The sequence below is a fragment of the Brevundimonas sp. AVps31 genome, from assembly GCF_058681355.1.
The window spans coordinates 240,173-257,148 of record NZ_CM178736.1 but is presented as its reverse complement, the minus strand read 5'-3'; the positions used below and the strand labels follow the sequence as shown (position 1 = coordinate 257,148).

At 68.1% G+C, this 16,976-nt stretch carries 14 protein-coding genes; 9 read left to right on the top strand and 5 right to left on the bottom strand.

The genetic code is table 11. The features are described from left to right. The 8 genes from ACW174_RS01095 to ACW174_RS01060 all read left to right on the top strand — a co-directional run bounded on the left by ACW174_RS01095 (position 1) and on the right by ACW174_RS01060 (position 8,551). Positions 1-690, top strand: coding sequence for a response regulator (locus tag ACW174_RS01095; RefSeq protein ID WP_492015859.1), 690 nt, complete (start codon positions 1-3; stop codon positions 688-690). A 94-nt stretch (positions 691-784) separates the two neighbouring features. Then, positions 785-1,804: a LacI family DNA-binding transcriptional regulator gene (locus ACW174_RS01090; protein WP_492015858.1), complete on the top strand. Its 1,020-nt coding sequence runs from the start codon at positions 785-787 to the stop codon at positions 1,802-1,804. Positions 1,805-1,898: 94 nt separating this feature from the next. Beyond that, complete coding sequence (locus tag ACW174_RS01085; protein WP_492015857.1) at positions 1,899-3,047, top strand: fumarylacetoacetate hydrolase family protein; 1,149 nt, start codon at positions 1,899-1,901, stop codon at positions 3,045-3,047. Further along, positions 3,044-3,802, top strand: a complete 759-nt coding sequence (gene xylB / locus ACW174_RS01080) for a D-xylose 1-dehydrogenase (protein WP_492015856.1) — start codon at positions 3,044-3,046, stop codon at positions 3,800-3,802. The genes ACW174_RS01085 and xylB overlap by 4 nt, the downstream gene beginning before the upstream one ends. A gap of 51 nt (positions 3,803-3,853) precedes the next feature. Beyond that, on the top strand, positions 3,854-5,287 hold the full coding sequence (locus ACW174_RS01075) for a sugar porter family MFS transporter (RefSeq protein WP_492015855.1): 1,434 nt from the start codon (positions 3,854-3,856) through the stop codon (positions 5,285-5,287). A gap of 107 nt (positions 5,288-5,394) precedes the next feature. Beyond that, positions 5,395-6,837 carry an aldehyde dehydrogenase family protein gene (locus ACW174_RS01070; protein WP_492015854.1) on the top strand — a complete coding sequence of 481 codons (1,443 nt, stop codon included), beginning with the start codon at positions 5,395-5,397 and terminating at the stop codon, positions 6,835-6,837. Between the two features lie 5 nt (positions 6,838-6,842). Continuing rightward, entirely contained in the window at positions 6,843-7,706 is an 864-nt protein-coding gene (locus ACW174_RS01065; RefSeq protein WP_492015853.1) for an SMP-30/gluconolactonase/LRE family protein, read from the top strand. Further along, complete coding sequence (locus ACW174_RS01060; protein WP_492015852.1) at positions 7,703-8,551, top strand: aldose 1-epimerase; 849 nt, start codon at positions 7,703-7,705, stop codon at positions 8,549-8,551. Before ACW174_RS01065 ends, ACW174_RS01060 begins: the two co-directional genes overlap by 4 nt. Positions 8,552-8,781: 230 nt before the next feature. On the opposite strand, the gene ACW174_RS01055 is transcribed toward ACW174_RS01060, so the two are convergent. The 3 genes from ACW174_RS01055 to ACW174_RS01045 form a co-directional block, all read right to left on the bottom strand. After that, positions 8,782-10,566 (bottom strand): IlvD/Edd family dehydratase, encoded by a 1,785-nt coding sequence (locus ACW174_RS01055; RefSeq protein ID WP_492015851.1) that lies wholly within the window; start codon positions 10,564-10,566, stop codon positions 8,782-8,784. 6 nt (positions 10,567-10,572) lie between these two features. Then, entirely contained in the window at positions 10,573-11,319 is a 747-nt protein-coding gene (locus ACW174_RS01050) for an SDR family NAD(P)-dependent oxidoreductase (protein ID WP_492015850.1), read from the bottom strand. Between the two features lie 106 nt (positions 11,320-11,425). After that, complete coding sequence (locus ACW174_RS01045) at positions 11,426-12,196, bottom strand: IclR family transcriptional regulator (protein ID WP_492015849.1); 771 nt, start codon at positions 12,194-12,196, stop codon at positions 11,426-11,428. Positions 12,197-12,313: 117 nt separating this feature from the next. On the opposite strand from ACW174_RS01045, the gene ACW174_RS01040 reads away from it, so the two are divergent. Then, entirely contained in the window at positions 12,314-13,888 is a 1,575-nt protein-coding gene (locus tag ACW174_RS01040) for a sodium/sugar symporter (RefSeq protein ID WP_492015848.1), read from the top strand. Between the two features lie 6 nt (positions 13,889-13,894). Here ACW174_RS01040 and ACW174_RS01035 read toward each other — a convergent pair whose 3' ends face one another. Continuing rightward, positions 13,895-15,406 carry a tryptophan halogenase family protein gene (locus ACW174_RS01035; RefSeq protein ID WP_492015847.1) on the bottom strand — a complete coding sequence of 504 codons (1,512 nt, stop codon included), beginning with the start codon at positions 15,404-15,406 and terminating at the stop codon, positions 13,895-13,897. Continuing rightward, entirely contained in the window at positions 15,403-16,929 is a 1,527-nt protein-coding gene (locus ACW174_RS01030; protein WP_492015846.1) for a tryptophan halogenase family protein, read from the bottom strand. Before ACW174_RS01030 ends, ACW174_RS01035 begins: the two co-directional genes overlap by 4 nt. Positions 16,930-16,976: the final 47 nt, after the last annotated feature.

Below are 16,976 nucleotides of genomic sequence, written 5' to 3'. Positions count from 1 at the left end.
ATGTCCGCCGCCAGAACCGTGATCCTCGTCATCGACGACGAGCCGCAGATCCACCGCTTCCTGTCGCCCGCGCTGGATGCCGCGGGCTTTGATCCCAAGCGCGCCGACAGCGGGCAGGAGGGGCTGCGCGCCATCGCTCTCTGGAACCCGGACGCGGTGGTGCTGGACCTCGGCCTGCCGGACATGGACGGCAAGGATGTGCTGATCCGCGCCCGGGAGTTCTATCAGGGGCCGATCATCATCCTGTCGGCGCGCGATCGCGAGGCCGAGAAGATCGAGGCGCTGGACCGCGGCGCCAATGACTATGTCGAAAAGCCTTTCGGGGTCGGCGAGCTGCTGGCGCGCCTGCGGGCCGCGCTGCGCCAGACGACGGGGCGGGAGGCGCCCGTGGGGCCGCTGAGCGTCGGCGCGGTGACCATCGACCTGGAGCACCGTCGCATCACCCGCGCGGGCGAGGCGGTGCGGCTGACGCCGAAGGAATTCGACGTTCTGGCCATGCTGGCGCGCAGCCACGGCAAGGTCATCGGCCATCGCGAACTGCTGTCGGCGGTCTGGGGCGCGGCGCATGTCGAGGACACCCAGTATCTGAGAGTGGTCATCGGCCAGCTGCGGCAAAAGCTGGAAGAAGATCCCGCCCGCCCCGGGCTGCTGCTGACCGAGCCGGGTGTGGGCTACCGGCTGGAAGCCTGACCGTCTTCGCCTCTGTCTTCCTGAAATCGCCTGACCATTGGCAGGCGGGGACCAGACGCTCTAGGCTTGGGCGAAGCAGTCTGTGGGGCAGGGCGTGAACAAGGCCGTCAAGATCGACGACGTGGCGCGTCTGGCGGGCGTCTCGCCCATGACCGTGTCGCGGGTGATGAACCGCGTGGCCGGGGTGCGCGAGAACACGCGGGAGCGGGTCCAGGCCGCCATCGAGGAGCTGGGCTACCGGCCCAACGCCGCCGCCCGCAATCTGGCGCGGGCCGGGGCGGGGCGCCTGGGCATGCTCTACTCCAATCCCAGCGCCGGCTATCTGACCCAGTTCCTACTGGGGGCGCTGGAGGGCGCGCATCAGGTCGGCGCGCAACTGGTGCTGGAGAAGTGCGAGGCCGACGGTGACAGCGAGCGGGCCGCGGTGGCCCGGCTGGCCGAAGGCGGGGTCACGGGCGTGGTCCTGCCGCCGCCACACGGCGAGAGCTGGGCGGCGCTGGCGGCGGTGAAGGCCAGGGGGCTGGCGGCGGTGGCCGTCGCGCCCGGACGGTTCAAATCGGCGGCGCCCGCGATCCGCATCGATGATCTGGCGGCCGCGGCCGAGATGACCCGCTATCTGCTGGACCTGGGCCACCGACGGATCGGCTTCATCAAGGGCGCGGCGAACCAGACCGCGAGCGCCGAACGCCTGATCGGTTTTGAGACCGAGGTCGCGGCCTTCGGGGAACCGGTCGAGTCGCTGATCGAGGCCGGGGAGTTCACCTATCGCTCGGGCCTTGACGCCGCCGAGCGGCTGCTGGCGGCGGACCGGCCGCCGACGGCGATCTTCGCCTCCAACGACGACATGGCGGCGGCGGCGATCGCAGTGGCGCACCGGCGCGGGCTGGATGTGCCGCGGGACCTGACGGTGGTCGGCTTCGATGACACCCCGGTCGCGCAGGAAATCTGGCCCGCCCTGACCACCATCCGCCAGCCGGTCGCCGAGATGGCCGAGATGGCCGTGCGTCTGCTGGACGAGGGCGCGGTGGCGGAGGAGGACGGCGAGATCGGCGCCCAGCATCTGATCCGGCACGAACTCATCATCCGCGACTCCTCCGCAGCCCCCGCCGCCTGACCCGTGAAGACCCGCTTGACAGGTCTCGTTCCGTCCAAGAATGTTAGCGCTAACATCAGCTGCTTCGCATGTACGCGGCGGCGAGGGGGAAGCGTTGCGTATACAGGATCACCTTCCGGCCGATTGGCCCGAAGCCGTGCTGGCGGGCCGTGTTCAGACCGGGGACGGGCCGTCGCCCGTGCTGGTGCGCGACGGTCGTCTGGTCGACGTCAGCCTGACGGCTCCCACCATGGCGGACCTGCTGGCGCGTCCTGACGCCGCTACGGTCGACGGCGTGGACCTCGGCGCGATCGCCGACATGGACTTCCGCACGGCCTGGTCGGACGGCGAGATCGAGCTGCTGTCGCCGATCGACCTGCAGTGCATCAAGGCCTCGGGCGTGACCTTCGCCGTCTCGGCGATGGAGCGGGTGATCGAGGAGCGGGCGCGCGGCGATTTCAGCGCCGCCGAAGGTATTCGCGCCGATCTGGGCCGTCGCATCGGCGGCGACCTGTCGGCGGTGAAGCCGGGGTCGGAACAGGCCCAGGCCCTGAAGGCCGCCCTGATCGCCGACGGCATGTGGTCCCAGTATCTGGAGGTCGCGATCGGCCCGGACGCGGAGATCTTCACCAAGGCCCCGGTGCTGGCCTCGGTCGGCTGGGGCGCCGAGGTCGGGGTGCATCCCGGTTCGGCGTGGAACAACCCGGAGCCCGAAGTGGTGCTGGTCTGCGATCCGACCGGCCGCGCCGTCGGCGCGTCGCTGGGCAATGACGTCAACCTGCGTGATGTCGAAGGCCGTTCGGCCCTGTTGCTGGGCAAGGCCAAGGACAACAACGCCTCGGCCGCCATCGGCCCCTTCATCCGCCTGTTCGACGATCGTTTCGGCATGGACGACGTGCGTCAGGCCGAGGTCCGGCTGGAGGTCATCGGCGCCGACGGCTTCGTGATGGACGGGTCCAGCAACATGGCCCTGATCAGCCGCGATCCCGAGGAACTGGTGCGACAGGCGGCAGGCGCCAATCACCAGTATCCGGACGGCTTCGCCCTGTATCTCGGCACCATGTTCGCGCCGGTCGATGACCGCGGCGCGCCGGGACTGGGCTTCACCCACAAGGTGGGGGACCGCGTGCGCGTGTCGTCGCCGAAGCTGGGTGTGCTGGAGAACATCGTGACCACGTCGGACAAGGCGCCGCCGTGGGTGTTCGGAGTCTCGGCCCTGATGCGCAATCTGGCGCAACGCGGCCTGTTGGGGGCAAGCGTATGAGTGCAGCGATCTATCCGTCGCTGAAGGGCAAACTTGTCGTTGTGACCGGCGGGGGCTCGGGCATCGGCGCGGCCCTGACCGAGGGCTTTGCCCGGCAGGGCGCGCGCGTGGTTTTCCTCGACATCGCGGTCGAGGACTCCAGGGCGCTGGAGGCGTCGCTGGCCGATCTTTCGCCCGCGCCGATCTTCCACGAATGCAATCTGACCGAGGTCGAGGCCCTGCAGGCCTGCCTCGCCGAGATCGCCGCCGCCCACGGCCCGGTCGAGGTGCTGGTCAACAACGCCGCCAATGACGACCGTCATGCGCTGGCCGAGGTCACGCCCGCCTATTGGGACGACCGGATCGCGGTGAACCTTCGCCACCTCTATTTCGCGACCCAGTCGGTGGCGCCGGCGATGCGCGCGGCGGGGCAGGGCGTCGTCCTGAACCTGGGCTCGATCAGCTGGCACCTCGGCCTGCCCGACCTGTCGCTCTACGAGACCGCCAAGGCGGGCATCGAGGGCATGACGCGGGCGCTGGCGCGCGAACTGGGCGCGGACGGGGTGCGGGTCGCCTGCATCGTCCCGGGCAATGTGAAAACGCCCCGCCAGATGAAATGGTACACCCCGGAAGGGGAGGCCGAGATCGTCGCGGCCCAGTGCCTGAAGGGCCGGATCGAGCCGCGCGACGTGGCAGCGCTGGCGATGTTCCTGGCGTCGGACGACGCCCGTTTCATCACCGGACATGAGTATTTCGTGGACGCCGGCTGGCGATAGGTCGACGCTCAAACACAAGGGCCGACAGAGCCCGCTACGGGAGGATTGAGAATGGCAGGACCGACGGGGGGCTCAGGCCCCGACATCGCGGGCAACGACCGCGTCAATATGAGCTTCATCGCCCTGATCGTGGCGGTCGCCACCATCGGCGGCTTCATGTTCGGCTACGATTCCGGCGTCATCAACGGCACGCAGGACGGGCTGCAGAGCGCGTTCAATCTGGAAGCGCTGGGCGTGGGCTTTAACGTCGGCGCCATCCTGCTGGGCTGTGCGGTCGGCGCCTTCGCCGCCGGTCGCCTGTCCGACCTGATCGGCCGAAAGGGCGTGATGCTGTGGGCCGCCGCGCTGTTCATCATCAGCGCCATCGGCGCGGGGGCGGCGGACGTGTCCTGGCACTTCATCGTCGCGCGCTTCATCGGCGGTCTGGGCGTGGGCGCGGCCTCGGTGCTGGCCCCGGCCTACATCTCGGAAGTCACCCCGGCCTCGATCCGTGGACGGCTGTCCAGCGTGCAGCAGATCATGATCATCACCGGCCTGACCGGCGCCTTTGTGGCCAACTATGTGCTGGCGGCGACCGCAGGCGGTTCGACCGCCGACTTCTGGCTGGGCTTCCCGGCCTGGCGCTGGATGTTCTGGCTGCAGGTCATCCCGGCGGCCATCTATCTGCTGGCCTTGCTGGCCATCCCCGAAAGCCCGCGCTTCCTGGTCGTGAAGGGCCGTGACGCGGAAGCCGAAGCGGTGCTCTCCAAGCTGTTCGGTCCCGGCGCCGGCGCCCGCAAGGTGGCCGAGATTCGCGCCTCCCTGACCGCCGACCACAAGCCGAAACTGTCGGACGTGCTGGACCCCGTGTCGAAGAAGGTGCGCCCGATCCTGTGGGCCGGTCTGATCCTGGCCGTGTTCCAGCAACTGGTCGGCATCAACATCGTGTTCTACTACGGCGCGACCCTGTGGCAGTCGGTCGGCTTCTCCGAGAATGACGCCCTGCTGATCAATATCGGCTCCGGCGCCCTGTCCATCCTCGCCTGCCTCGCGGCCATGGCGGTGATCGACAGGATCGGTCGCAAGCCCCTGCTGCTGATCGGCTCGGCGGGCATGACCGTGACGCTGGCCATTCTCGCCTGGTGCTTCTCGCAGGCCCAGATCATCGACGGCGCCCCGCACCTGCCGGGCTCGGTCGGTCCGATCGCCCTGGTCGCCGCCAATGCCTATGTGGTCTTCTTCAACTTCAGCTGGGGTCCCGTGATGTGGGTCATGCTGGGCGAGATGTTCCCCAACCAGATGCGCGGTTCGGCGCTGGCCATCGCCGGTTTCGCCCAGTGGATCGCCAACTTCGCCATCTCGGTCAGCTTCCCGGCCATGGCGGTCGGGCTGGGCCTGCCGCTGACCTACGGTTTCTACGCCGTGAGCGCCTTCATCTCCTTCTTCCTGGTCCAGGCCTGGGTGAAGGAGACCCGCGGGCGCGAACTGGAAGAGATGACCGGCTGACGCTTCTCCCCGAACGGAGTACGGCGGGCGGCGCAGCGGATACCTATCTGTTGCCTCGCCCGCCGGGCTTCGACCTCTACGACTGAACTGACCAAGGACGACTTCCCATGACCGACACGCTCGAACTCTCGCACTGGATCAACGGCGAGCGCGTCGGGGCGGATCGCCCGGCCGAGAGCACCAATCCGTCGGACACCCGCGAGGTCGTGGCTCGCACGCCGGACGGCTCCGCCTCCGACGTGGATGACGCCGTCGCCGCGGCCAAGGCGGCCTTCCCGAGCTGGGCCGACGCCTCGCCGGAAGTGCGCTCGGACGTGCTGGACAAGGCTTCCAACCTGTTGATGGAGCGCAAGGAAGAGGTCGGTCGCCTGCTGTCGCGCGAAGAGGGCAAGACCCTGCCGGAAGGCATTGGCGAGACCGCCCGCGCCGCCCGCATCCTGAAGTATTTCGCCGGCGAGGCCCTGCGCCTGCACGGCCAGAACCTGGCCTCGACCCGTCCGGGCGTGGAGATCCAGACCTATCGCCAGCCGGTCGGCGTCTACGGCCTGATCACGCCGTGGAACTTCCCGATCGCCATTCCGGCCTGGAAGGCCGCGCCCGCCCTGGCGTTCGGCAATACGGTGGTGCTGAAGCCCGCCGGCCCGACCCCGGCGACGGCGGAAGCCCTGGTCGCCATCCTGCATGAGGCGGGCCTGCCCAAGGGCGTGCTGAACATGGTCATCGGCCGGGGCGGCGTCGGTCAGGCCATCGTCGACCACAAGGACGTGGCGGGCGTCTCCTTCACCGGTTCGCAGGGCGTGGGCGCCGGCGTCGCGGCGGGCGCGGTCAAGCGTCAGGCCCGTGTGCAGCTGGAGATGGGCGGCAAGAACCCGCTGATCGTGCTGGACGACGCCGATCTGGAGCGGGCGGTGAACATCGCCCTCGACGGCTCCTTCTTCGCCACAGGCCAGCGCTGCACGGCCTCCAGCCGCCTGATCGTCCAGGACGGCATCCACGACAAATTCGTGGCCCTGCTGGCCGAGAAGGTCGCGGCCCTGCGCGTCGGCGACGCGCTGGATCCGAACACCCAGATGGGCCCGGCGGTCAGCGAGGCCCAGATGGAGACCTCCTACAGCTATATCGATATCGCGCGCGGCGAGGGCGCCCGGATCGTCACCGGCGGCGGCCGCCTGAAGCTGGACAAGCCCGGCTGGTACGTCCAGCCGACCCTGATCGCCGACACCGCCGCCGACATGCGGATCAACAACGAGGAAGTTTTCGGCCCCGTCGCCTCGACCATTCGCGTCAGCAGCTATGAAGAGGCGCTGGAGATCGCCAACGGCGTCGAGTTCGGCCTGTCGGCGGGCATCGTCACCAGCTCGCTGAAGCATGCGCGGGACTTCCAGCGGCGGGCGAAGGCGGGGATGACCATGGTCAACCTGCCGACCGCGGGCGTCGACTATCACGTGCCGTTCGGCGGCTCGAAGTCGTCCAGCTACGGCGCGCGCGAGCAGGGCTTCGCGGCGGCGGAGTTCTTCACCCAGATCAAGACCAGCTACAGCGCGGGCTGAAACCCATGAGCATCGGAACCGAGCCCACCCTGATCTGGGACGTGCAGGCGGAACTGGGCGAGGGGCCGGTCTGGGATGACCGGCGCCGCGCCGTCTGGTTCGTCGACATCAAGGGCCGCAAGCTGCACCGCTATGGCGTCGACGACGGCGCGAAGGACAGCTGGGACACGCCGGACCAGACCGGTTTCGCCCTGCCGGCCGAGGATGGGTCGCTGATCTGCGGCGTGCGCGGCGGGCTGCACCGGTTCGATCCGGAGACGGGCGTCTTCACCCTGATCGTCAGGGTCGAGCAGGATCGTCCGCAGAACCGGATCAACGACGGCTTCGTCGCGCCGGACGGGACGCTGTGGTTCGGGACGATGGACGACAGCGAGGCGACCGTTTCCGGCGCGCTGTACCGATGGCGGGACGGCGAGCTGACCCGCCACGATGACGGTCACCGCGTGACCAATGGCCCCGCGATGAGCCCGGACGGGTCGGTCCTGTACCACCACGACACGACCGAGAAACGCATCTACGCCTTCGACCACGATGACGGCTATCTGGCCAATAAGCGCCTCTTCGCGGAGACCGTCGACGGCTATGCCGACGGCCCGAGCATGGATGTGGACGGCGTGCTGCATGTCGGCCTGTTCAACGGCTGGGGCATCGCGCGGTTTGCGCCGGATGGCTCGCCGCTGCCGAAGATCGAACTGCCGGTCCAGACGGTGACCAAGGCGGCCTTCGCCGGGGATGATCTGAAGACCCTGTTCTGCACCACGGCCTGGCTGGGCAATGCGGACAAGCGCGCGGCGCAGCCGACGCTGGGCGGGCTGTATGCCCTGCGCGTCGAGACTCCCGGCCTGCCGCAGGCGCGGGTCAAGCTGTGATCGTATTGCGGCGCGGCGACTGGAGACTGGTCCTGCGGCCCGAGATCGGCGGGGCGATCGCGTCGCTGGATCGGGGCGGTGTCGATATCCTGCGCCGGATGCCGGACGGGTCGACGGATGTTCTGGACGCGGCCTGTTTTCCGCTGACCCCCTACGCCAACCGCATTGCGGGCGGGGTGTTCGCGTTCGAGGGGCGGACCATCACCCTGCCGGTCCAACCGGCCTTCGCGCCTCACGCCCTGCACGGCGACGGGTGGCTGAGCGAATGGAGGGTGGAGGCCGGGAGCGAGGCGGCGGCGACGCTGGTGCACCGCCACACGCCGGATCAATGGCCCTGGGCCTATGAGGCGCGGCAGGTGTTCACCCTGTCCGACGCGGGGCTGACGGTCGCCTTGTCGATGACCAATCTGTCGGACACGCCCATGCCGGCGGGACTGGGGCTGCACCCCTATTTCCCGGTGACGGAGACGACCCGTCTGCGGTTCGCCGCGACAGAGGTCTGGGGCGGAGGGGTGGACGAGGTGCCGACGACCCTGCTGCCCGTGGCGGACATCCAGGACTGGTCGGGCGGCGCGCGCGTGACCGATGCGCCCTTCGTGGACAACGCCTATGTCGGCGGCGGGGCGGCGGTGCTGACGGACGCCGGGCGGACGACGACGGTGACCGCCTCGGCCAACGCGGGCTGGCGGCACATCTTCGTTCCGGGTGGCGACTTCTGCTGCATCGAGCCGGTGACGCATCGCCCGGACGCGGCGCATGCGCCTGAAGGGGAGGCGAGCGGCTGGACCGTTCTGGCGCCGGGCGAGACCCTGTCGATGCGGATGGACGTGGCCGTCAGGGACTGAGCGCATTGTCATCCCCGACGACGCGAAGCGGAGATCGGGGACGGTGCAAACTCATCCTCGATCCCTCCCGGAAATCGCAGCGCGATTGTCCGGGAGCAGGGCGGCCTCAGGCTGTCTCCCGGCTCGCTGCTGGCGCAGCGTCCGGGAGCTTCTGATTTTTAGATCAGCCGGCGTCCCGGATCGCGCTGCGCGCGTCCGGGATGACAAGGCTTACCGGGCGGACGACCGCCTCAGTGGTTGTCCCGGGCCTCGCCGAACCGGTCGATGATGCGGTGGTATTTGACCGCCGGTTCCAGCACGGCGCCGGTCTCCAGTTCGCCGACCATGCTGCGCTGGATTTCCTGCCAGGGCGTCTGCGAAGCCGGGTACTTGTAGCCGCCGGCGGCCTCGAAGGCGGCGCGGCGGTCCGCCAGTTCCTCATCCGAAATCAGGATGTCCGCCCGCCCGGTGTTCAGATCGATACGCAGGCGGTCGCCGGTGCGGATCAGGGCGATATTGCCGCCGGTCGCCGCTTCCGGCGAGGCGTTCAGGATCGAGGGCGAGCCGGAGGTGCCGGACTGGCGTCCGTCGCCGATACAGGCCAGGGCCGTGATGCCCTTTTTGATCAGATAGGCGGGCGGTCGCATGTTCACGACCTCGGCCGCGCCCGGATAGCCGACCGGCCCCGCGCCGCGCATGACCAGCAGGGTCTGTTCGGTGATGCCCAGCGCCGGATCGTCGATGCGGTGGTGGTAGTCTTCCGGTCCATCGAACACAACGACCGGGCCTTCGAAGGCGTTCGGGTCGTCGGGGTTCGACAGATAGCGCTCGCGGAACTCGGGGCTGATGACGCTGAGCTTCATCACCGCGGTCGAGAACAGGCTGCCGCTGAGCACGAGGAAGCCCGCCCGGGTCACCAGCGGATTGTCGAACGCGCGGATGACGTCGGGCAGTTCCGAGGTCTTTCCGCGGCAGTTGTCGCCCATGGTGCGGCCGTTGACCGTCATGGCCCCTTCCGCGATCAGCCCCTGCTCGATCAGGGCGCCGACGACGGCGGGCACGCCGCCCGCATGGAAATAGTCCTCGCCCAGATATTCGCCGGCGGGCTGCAGATTGACCAGCAGAGGGACGTCCAGCCCTTCCTCCTGCCAGGCCTTCAGGGGCACGTCGACGCCGGCATGGCGGGCCAGGGCGGTCAGGTGGATCGGGGCGTTGGTGGAGCCGCCGATGGCCGAGTTGACCACGATGGCGTTGTGGAAGGCCTCGCGCGTCAGGATGTCGGACGGCTTCAGGTCCTCGCGGACCATGTCCACGATCCGCTTGCCGGTCAGATAGGCGACCTGCGCCCGCTCGCGATAGGGCGCCGGGATCGCCGCCGAGCCGGGCAGGGACATGCCCAGCGCTTCGGCCAGCGAGTTCATCGTCGTCGCCGTGCCCATGGTATTGCAGTACCCCACCGACGGGGCCGACGACGCCACCAGTTCGATGAAGCCGTCATAGTCGATCTCGCCGGCCGCCATCATCTGGCGCGCCTTCCAGATGATCGTGCCCGAGCCCGTGCGCTCGCCCTTGTGCCAGCCGTTCAGCATCGGACCGACCGACAGGGCGATGGCCGGAATATCGACCGTCGCCGCCGCCATCAGGCAGGCGGGGGTGGTCTTGTCGCAGCCGATGGTCAGGACGACGCCGTCCAGCGGATAGCCGTACAGGCTCTCGACCAGACCGAGATAGGCCAGGTTGCGGTCCAGCCCGGCGGTCGGGCGCTTGCCGGTTTCCTGGATCGGATGGACCGGAAACTCCATGGCGATGCCGCCGGCCTCGCGGATGCCTTCGCGCAGGCGCTCGGCCAGGACGAGATGGTGGCGGTTGCAGGGGCTGAGGTCCGAACCGGTCTGGGCGATGCCGATGATCGGCTTGTCCGACTGCAACTCGTGGCGGGTCAGGCCATAGTTCAGGTAGCGCTCGAGATAGAGCGCGGTCATGTCGGGGTTGTCCGGGTTGTTGAACCAGGCGCGCGACCGAAGCGGCTTCGTCATGTCAGATCAGTTCCAGCCGCCGTCGACGACATAGTGTTGGTTGGTGATCGCCGAGGCGTCGTCGGAGGACAGGAACACCACCACGCGGGCGATGTCGTCGGGGACGAGCGGGCGTTTGAGGCACTGGTTGGCGTAGATGTCCTTCTCGGTCTCCGGGGTGACCCAGAGTTCGAGCTGGCGCTCCGTCATGATCCAGCCGGGGGCGACGGCGTTGACCCGCACACCGTGCTCGCCGAAGTCGCGGGCCAGCGACCGGGTCAGGCCCAGCACCGCCGACTTGGACGCCGTATAGGCGGCCATGCCGCCCTGACCGATGATCCACGAGCAGGAGCCGAGATTGACGATAGAGCCCTTCTTCGAGGCCATCATGTCCGGCAGCACGGCCTGGGAGGCGAAGAACTGGTGCTTCAGGTTCACCGCCATGCGGCCGTCCCAGTAGTCCTCGGTCACCTCGAGGGTGGCGTGGCGCTCATCGTGGGCGGCGTTGTTGATCAGGATGCCGACGGGGCCGAAGCGATCGCGAATCTGTCGGATGCCTGCCTTCAGGGCGGGAATGTCGGTGACGTCGCAGCGAACGAATTCGACCGCAGGGGACAGGGCGGCCGCCAGCGCCTCACCCCGGACGGCGTCCAGGTCGAGGACGCCGACGCGTGCGCCCTGCGCCACGAAGGCGCGCGTGATCGCCTCGCCGATGCCGCCCGCGCCGCCGGTCACGATGACCGTCGCGTCTTGAAGGTCCGGATAGATCGCCATCTCACTCCCGCCGCCCCGTCGGGCTGGGCCAAGATTTTATTCTTGGCTTGTTTTTTGTGCGTGAAAAATGACGGCCCGGAAGGCGTTCGTCAACGTCCGGAGTGGATCAGGCGCCCGAATGTCCCATCTCGCCCGAGATCGCCGCCGCGGCCCGACGCAGTTCCTCAACCGAGTCCGCGATGGAGCCCACGGCTGGCGTCCGATCAATGTAGGGGGTGATCAGGGTGGCCATGATGCCTTCTGCGCCCATGATCGGCGCAACCAGATCGGTGACGCCCTTCACGAAGTCGCTGGGGCGTTCCGCGTGGCCCTCGGCGGAGGCGGCCCGGGCGTCAGCTATGTAGTCGGAGACGCGCTTCTTGCCGTGACGGGCGGTCAGGGTCTCCCGCAGGTGCGCCTGTGTCCGCTCGTTGGCGAAGCCGTAGAACAGGAGGCCCGAGGTCGCCTCGATGATGTTGCGACGGTAACCGATGCGCACCGAATAGCCGAGGTCGCCCGGCGCCTCGATCCGGGCCACGACGACGATCTGGTCGTCAGAGCGGACGACGAGATGGCAGGACTGCACTGTGGTTTCCGCCAACTCGCGCATATGGGGCAGGGCGGCCTCGACCAGATCCTTGGCGGGGCCGTGGGCGATGCCGAGGGTGAACAGCCGGTTGGTCAGGCGATAGCCGGAGGCCGAGGGCTCGATATAGCCCCGGAACTCGAGCACCTGGATCATGCGGAACAGTTCGCTGACCGAGCGGCCGAGCATGGCCGACATCTGCGATGGCGTCAGTGGCGCGCCGTGCTGGGACAGCAGCTCGAGGACATCCAGCCCCTTCTCCAGCGCGGGAGCACGGTATTTGCGGCTGTCGTCGTCAAGGCTGTCGAGCATGGAATCTCCCTCAGGTGCGCGCGCCATATCTTATCACCTGTAAAAGCGATTGCCGATTGTAAAAATTGGACCTAGCGTCCGCCGTCAGAGCCGAAGACGGCCGGGGGAAACGATACCATGACGCTGGCGCCAATCGATCTGATCCTGCTCGCGGTCTACGCGGTCTTCATCTTCGCGCTGGCCCAGTGGGTGTCGCGCGACAAGGGCGGCGCCCAGAAGAACTCCACCGACTATTTCCTGGCGTCCAAGGCCCTGCCCTGGTGGGCGATCGGCGCCTCGCTGATCGCAGCCAATATTTCGGCGGAACAGATTATCGGGATGTCGGGATCCGGCTTCCTGATCGGTCTGGCCATCGCCTCCTATGAGTGGATGGCGGCCCTGACCCTGCTGATCGTCGGCAAGTGGTTCCTGCCCATCTTCCTGGCCAACAACATCTACACCATGCCGCAGTTTCTGGAGCAGCGGTACGGCGCGACCATCCGCAACGTCATGGCCGGCTTCTGGCTGGTCCTCTACGTCTTTGTGAACGTGACCTCGATCCTGTGGCTGGGCTCCATCGCCGTGACCACGGTGACGGGCCTGGACCAGATGTGGGCCATCGTCGCCATCGGCGTCTTCGCCCTGGCCTACCAGCTGTGGGGCGGTCTGAAGGCGGTGGCCCTGACGGATATCGTGCAGGTCACCCTGCTGGTCGCGGGCGGTCTGATCATCGGCTTCATGGCCTTGAGCCAGATCGGCGGCGATGCAGGCGTGATCGGCGGTTTCAGCCGTCTGACGACCGAGTTCCCCGAGAAGTTCGACATGATCCTCTCGCCCGACAGTCCCTACTTCAAGGATCTGCCCGGCATCTCCGTCATCCTCGGCGGCATGTGGATCATGAATCTGAGCTATTGGGGCTTCAACCAGTACATCATCCAGCGCGCGCTGGCCGCCAGGTCGGTGCAGGAAGCCCAGAAGGGCATCGCCTTTGCCGCCTATCTGAAACTGCTGATGCCGGTGATCGTGGTCCTGCCCGGGATGGCGGCGCTGGTGCTGGCCCCCGATCTGCCCAAGCCGGATCAGGCCTATCCGACGATGATGAACCTGCTGCCGATCGGGCTGAAGGGTATCGTCTTCGCCGCCCTGATGGCCGCGGTGGTCGCCTCGCTGGCGTCCAAGATCAACTCCATCGCCACCATCTTCACGCTCGATCTCTACGCCAAGGCCAACAAGGGCGCCTCCGAGAAGCAACTGGTCACGGTGGGCCGGATCACGGCGGTCGTGGCCATGGTCATCGGCGTCATCGCGGCCCGTCCGCTGTTGGGCGGGTTCGAGCAGGGCTTCCAGTACATTCAGGAGTTCACCGGCTTCTTCACCCCGGGCATTGTGGTGATCTTCATGCTGGGCATGTTCTGGCCCCGGGCCTCGCAGGCGGGCGCCCTGACGGGCGCCGTTCTGTCGGTGGTGCTGTCGGCGGTCTTCTGGTGGCTGCAGTCGACGGGCGCCTTCACCCTGCCGTTCATGAACCGGGTCGGCGTGGTCTTCATCGCCTCGCTGCTGGCCGCGATCATCGTCTCGCTGCTGGCGCCGCAGAAGGCGACGACCCTGCCGATCAGCTTCGCGGGCGTCAGCTACAAGACGACGACGGGCTTCAACATCGCGGCGTTGGGCGTCGTGGTCTTCCTGATCGCGGTCTATTCGCTCTGGTGGTGATGGCGCTCAGCGCGAGGGGGCGCGGGACTGGATGCAGGATGCGATAAAGGCCTCGTGCGTCGGCATGCGCTCGACCCCTTCGCGGATGATGGCTCGCATGCGGTGCAGCCGCTCCCGTGTGACATCCAGGGGGAGGATCCCGGTCATGGGGTCCGGCCGCTCGGGCCGGATGCCCTGGCCCAGCATCACGGCGATCCAGCTGGTGTCCTGAAACAGCTCGTCCTCGAACCGGAAGACCCGGCCGCGCGAGCGGAACTGATCGATCTTGAGACGAAGGCTCTGCGGGATATCCATGGCCGCCACCTGACGCCATAGCGGCGTGTCGGCGCGGGTGGTGGCGTGATAGTGCAGCACGACGAAGTCCCGCACACGCTCGTATTCCAGCTGGGACAGGCGGTTGTAGTTGTCGATGTCCGCAGCGGCGAAGCCGGTGTCCGGGAAGCTGAGCAACAGCCGTGTGATGCCCGTCTGGATCAGGTGGATGCTGGTGGACTCCAGGGGCTCCAGGAAGCCGGCTGACAGTCCGATCGCCAGACAGTTCCGGTTCCATGCCTTCTTCCGTCGCCCGGTCCTGAACCGGAGCAGATTGGGTTCGGCCAACGCCTCGCCGTCGAGCCCCTCACGGAGCCGCGCCAAGGCCTCGTCGTCGCTGATGTGGGCGCTGCAATAGACGTAGCCGTTGCCGGTCCGGTGCTGCAGCGGAATCCGCCAGCGCCAGCCGGCCTCCAGCGCGGTCGAGCGGGTGTAGGGAACGGGGGGCTCCACACGGGCGCAGGGCAGGGCGACGGCCCGGTCGCACGGGAGCCAGTGGGTCCAGTCCTCATACCCTGTCTTCAGCGCCCCCTCGATCAGCAGGCCCCGGAAGCCCGAGCAATCGATGAAGAAGTCGGCGTCCAGCGCCCTTCCGTCGTCCAGCCGCACGGCGGCGATCGCGCCGTCATCTGTCAGCTGCACGTCAGAAATCCGGCCTTCGTGCCGGATCACCCCCGCGGCCTCCGCCCGGCGCCGCAGGAAGCGGGCGTAGAGCGTCGCGTCGAAATGGAAGGCGTAGGTCATCTGCGACTGAACCGAGCGCGGGTCGGCCAGCGGGCGACTGAACCGGCCGAGACGCGCCGCGACCGCGGGCGCGGAGTAGTCGTCCAGATTGTCGTCCAGACCTTCGGCGTTCAGCCGCAGCCAGTACTGGTGGAAGGCGGCGGCATCGATCCGCGACCCGTACTGGCCGAACGGGTGGAAATACTCGTGCCCCTGACGATACCAGTCCCGGAACTGGATCCCCAGCTTGATGGTGGCTCTGGTCTCCCGGATGAACTCGTTCTCGTCGATGCCCAGAAGGGCGTTGAAGAGGAGGATCGGCGGGATGGTCGCCTCTCCCACGCCCACCGTGCCCACCGCGTCCGACTCGACAAGCTCGATACGGACGGTCCCGCGCAGGACGTGGGACAGGGCCGCGGCGGTCATCCAGCCGGCGGTGCCGCCGCCGACGATCAGGATTTTGCGAAGCGGTTCCGGCGTCATGCCAGCCCCTCCGCCGTCCGGACGCGGCGCGTTGCGAGAAACGCGCTGCTGTCGGGAAGCGTGTCCACCGCCCGGGCGATCAGCGCGGAGACGCGGTCCGCCTGCTGTGCGACCTGCTCAAGGTCCAAGCCCGCCACCTGCGGCGAGACCTTTCGTGGCCAGACGCCCAGGCCCGTGAGCACCGAGGTCCAGCTCGCCTGCCGGAACGAGTCGTACGTCGACGGCTCGATCTCCCCGCGGGCGCGGAACAGGTCCAGCCGTTCGGCGAGCGAGTCCGGCGGCGGGGTCTCCCTGCAATGCCGCCACAGCGGCCCCTCCGTCCGGCCGGCGAGATGATAGTGGGCGATGATGAAGTCCCGTACGCCGAGCCATTCCTGTTCCGTGCGGCGGTTGTACTCGGCGCTCAGCACGGGATCGAAATCCCGGTCCGGGAACAGCTCGAGCAGGCGGCCGATGCCGGTCTGGATCAGGTTGATGCTGGTCGACTCCAGCGGCTCCAGGAAGCCGGACGCCAGGCCCAGCGCCACCACATTGCCCTTCCAGGCGGACTTGCGTCGGCCGGTGACGAAACGGAGCCGGTTCGGGTCCGCGGCGGGCGGCGCTTCCAGATCCGCCAGCAATTCCTTCAGGGCGGTGTCATCGTCGGTGAAGGCGCTGGAGTAGACATAGCCATTGCCGACCCGGTGTTGCAGCGGAATGCGCCACCGCCACCCCGCGGTGAAGGCCTTTGACGTCGTGAACAGGTCCGGCGCGCGGACTGCCGCGCAGGGCAGGGCAAGGGCGCGGTCGCACGGCAGCCAGCGGCTCCAGTCCTCATAACCGGCCTGCAGCGCACCCTCGATCAGCAGTCCCCGAAAGCCGGAGCAGTCGATGAACAGGTCCGCGGACAGAGACCGGCCATCCTCCAGCGACACCGACGCGACCCGGTCCGCGTCCGCCTGCACGCCGAGAATCCGGCCTTCGATCCGCGTCACGCCCGCGGCCTCGACCAGGGTGCGGAGACGTTTGGCGTAGAGCCCGGCGTCAAAATGGTAGGCGTAGGAATAGGCCGACAGGATCGATCGCGGATCGGTCTCGGGCGGGGCGAATCGTCCCTCCCGGGCCATCACCGCGGGCACCGCCCACGGGTCGAGGCTGTCGAGACGTCCGGCGGATTTCAGCCGGAACAGATGCTGGCGGTAGGGCTGACCGTGCATCTCCGGCCCATGGTCGCCGAAGCCGTGGAAATAGCGCGAGCCGGGGGCGGACCAGTCCTCGAAGGCGATGCCCAGCTTGGGGGTCGCGCCGGTCGCCGCCACGAAGTCGGCCTCGTCCAGCCCGATCGACTGATTGAACTGACGGATCGGCGGAATGGTCGCCTCGCCGACGCCCACCGTGCCGATGGTTTCGGACTCCACCAGGGTGACGGCAGGGCGCAGGGGAATCGGCAGGGCGCGGAACGCCCGCGCCAAAGCCGCCGCCGCCATCCAGCCGGCGGTGCCTCCGCCGACGATCAGTACACTCGAGACAGCGCGCTCGCTCATGTTTCTCCCCGGTAGCCGATCTGCCGTCAGCCCTGGAGAATTCATGC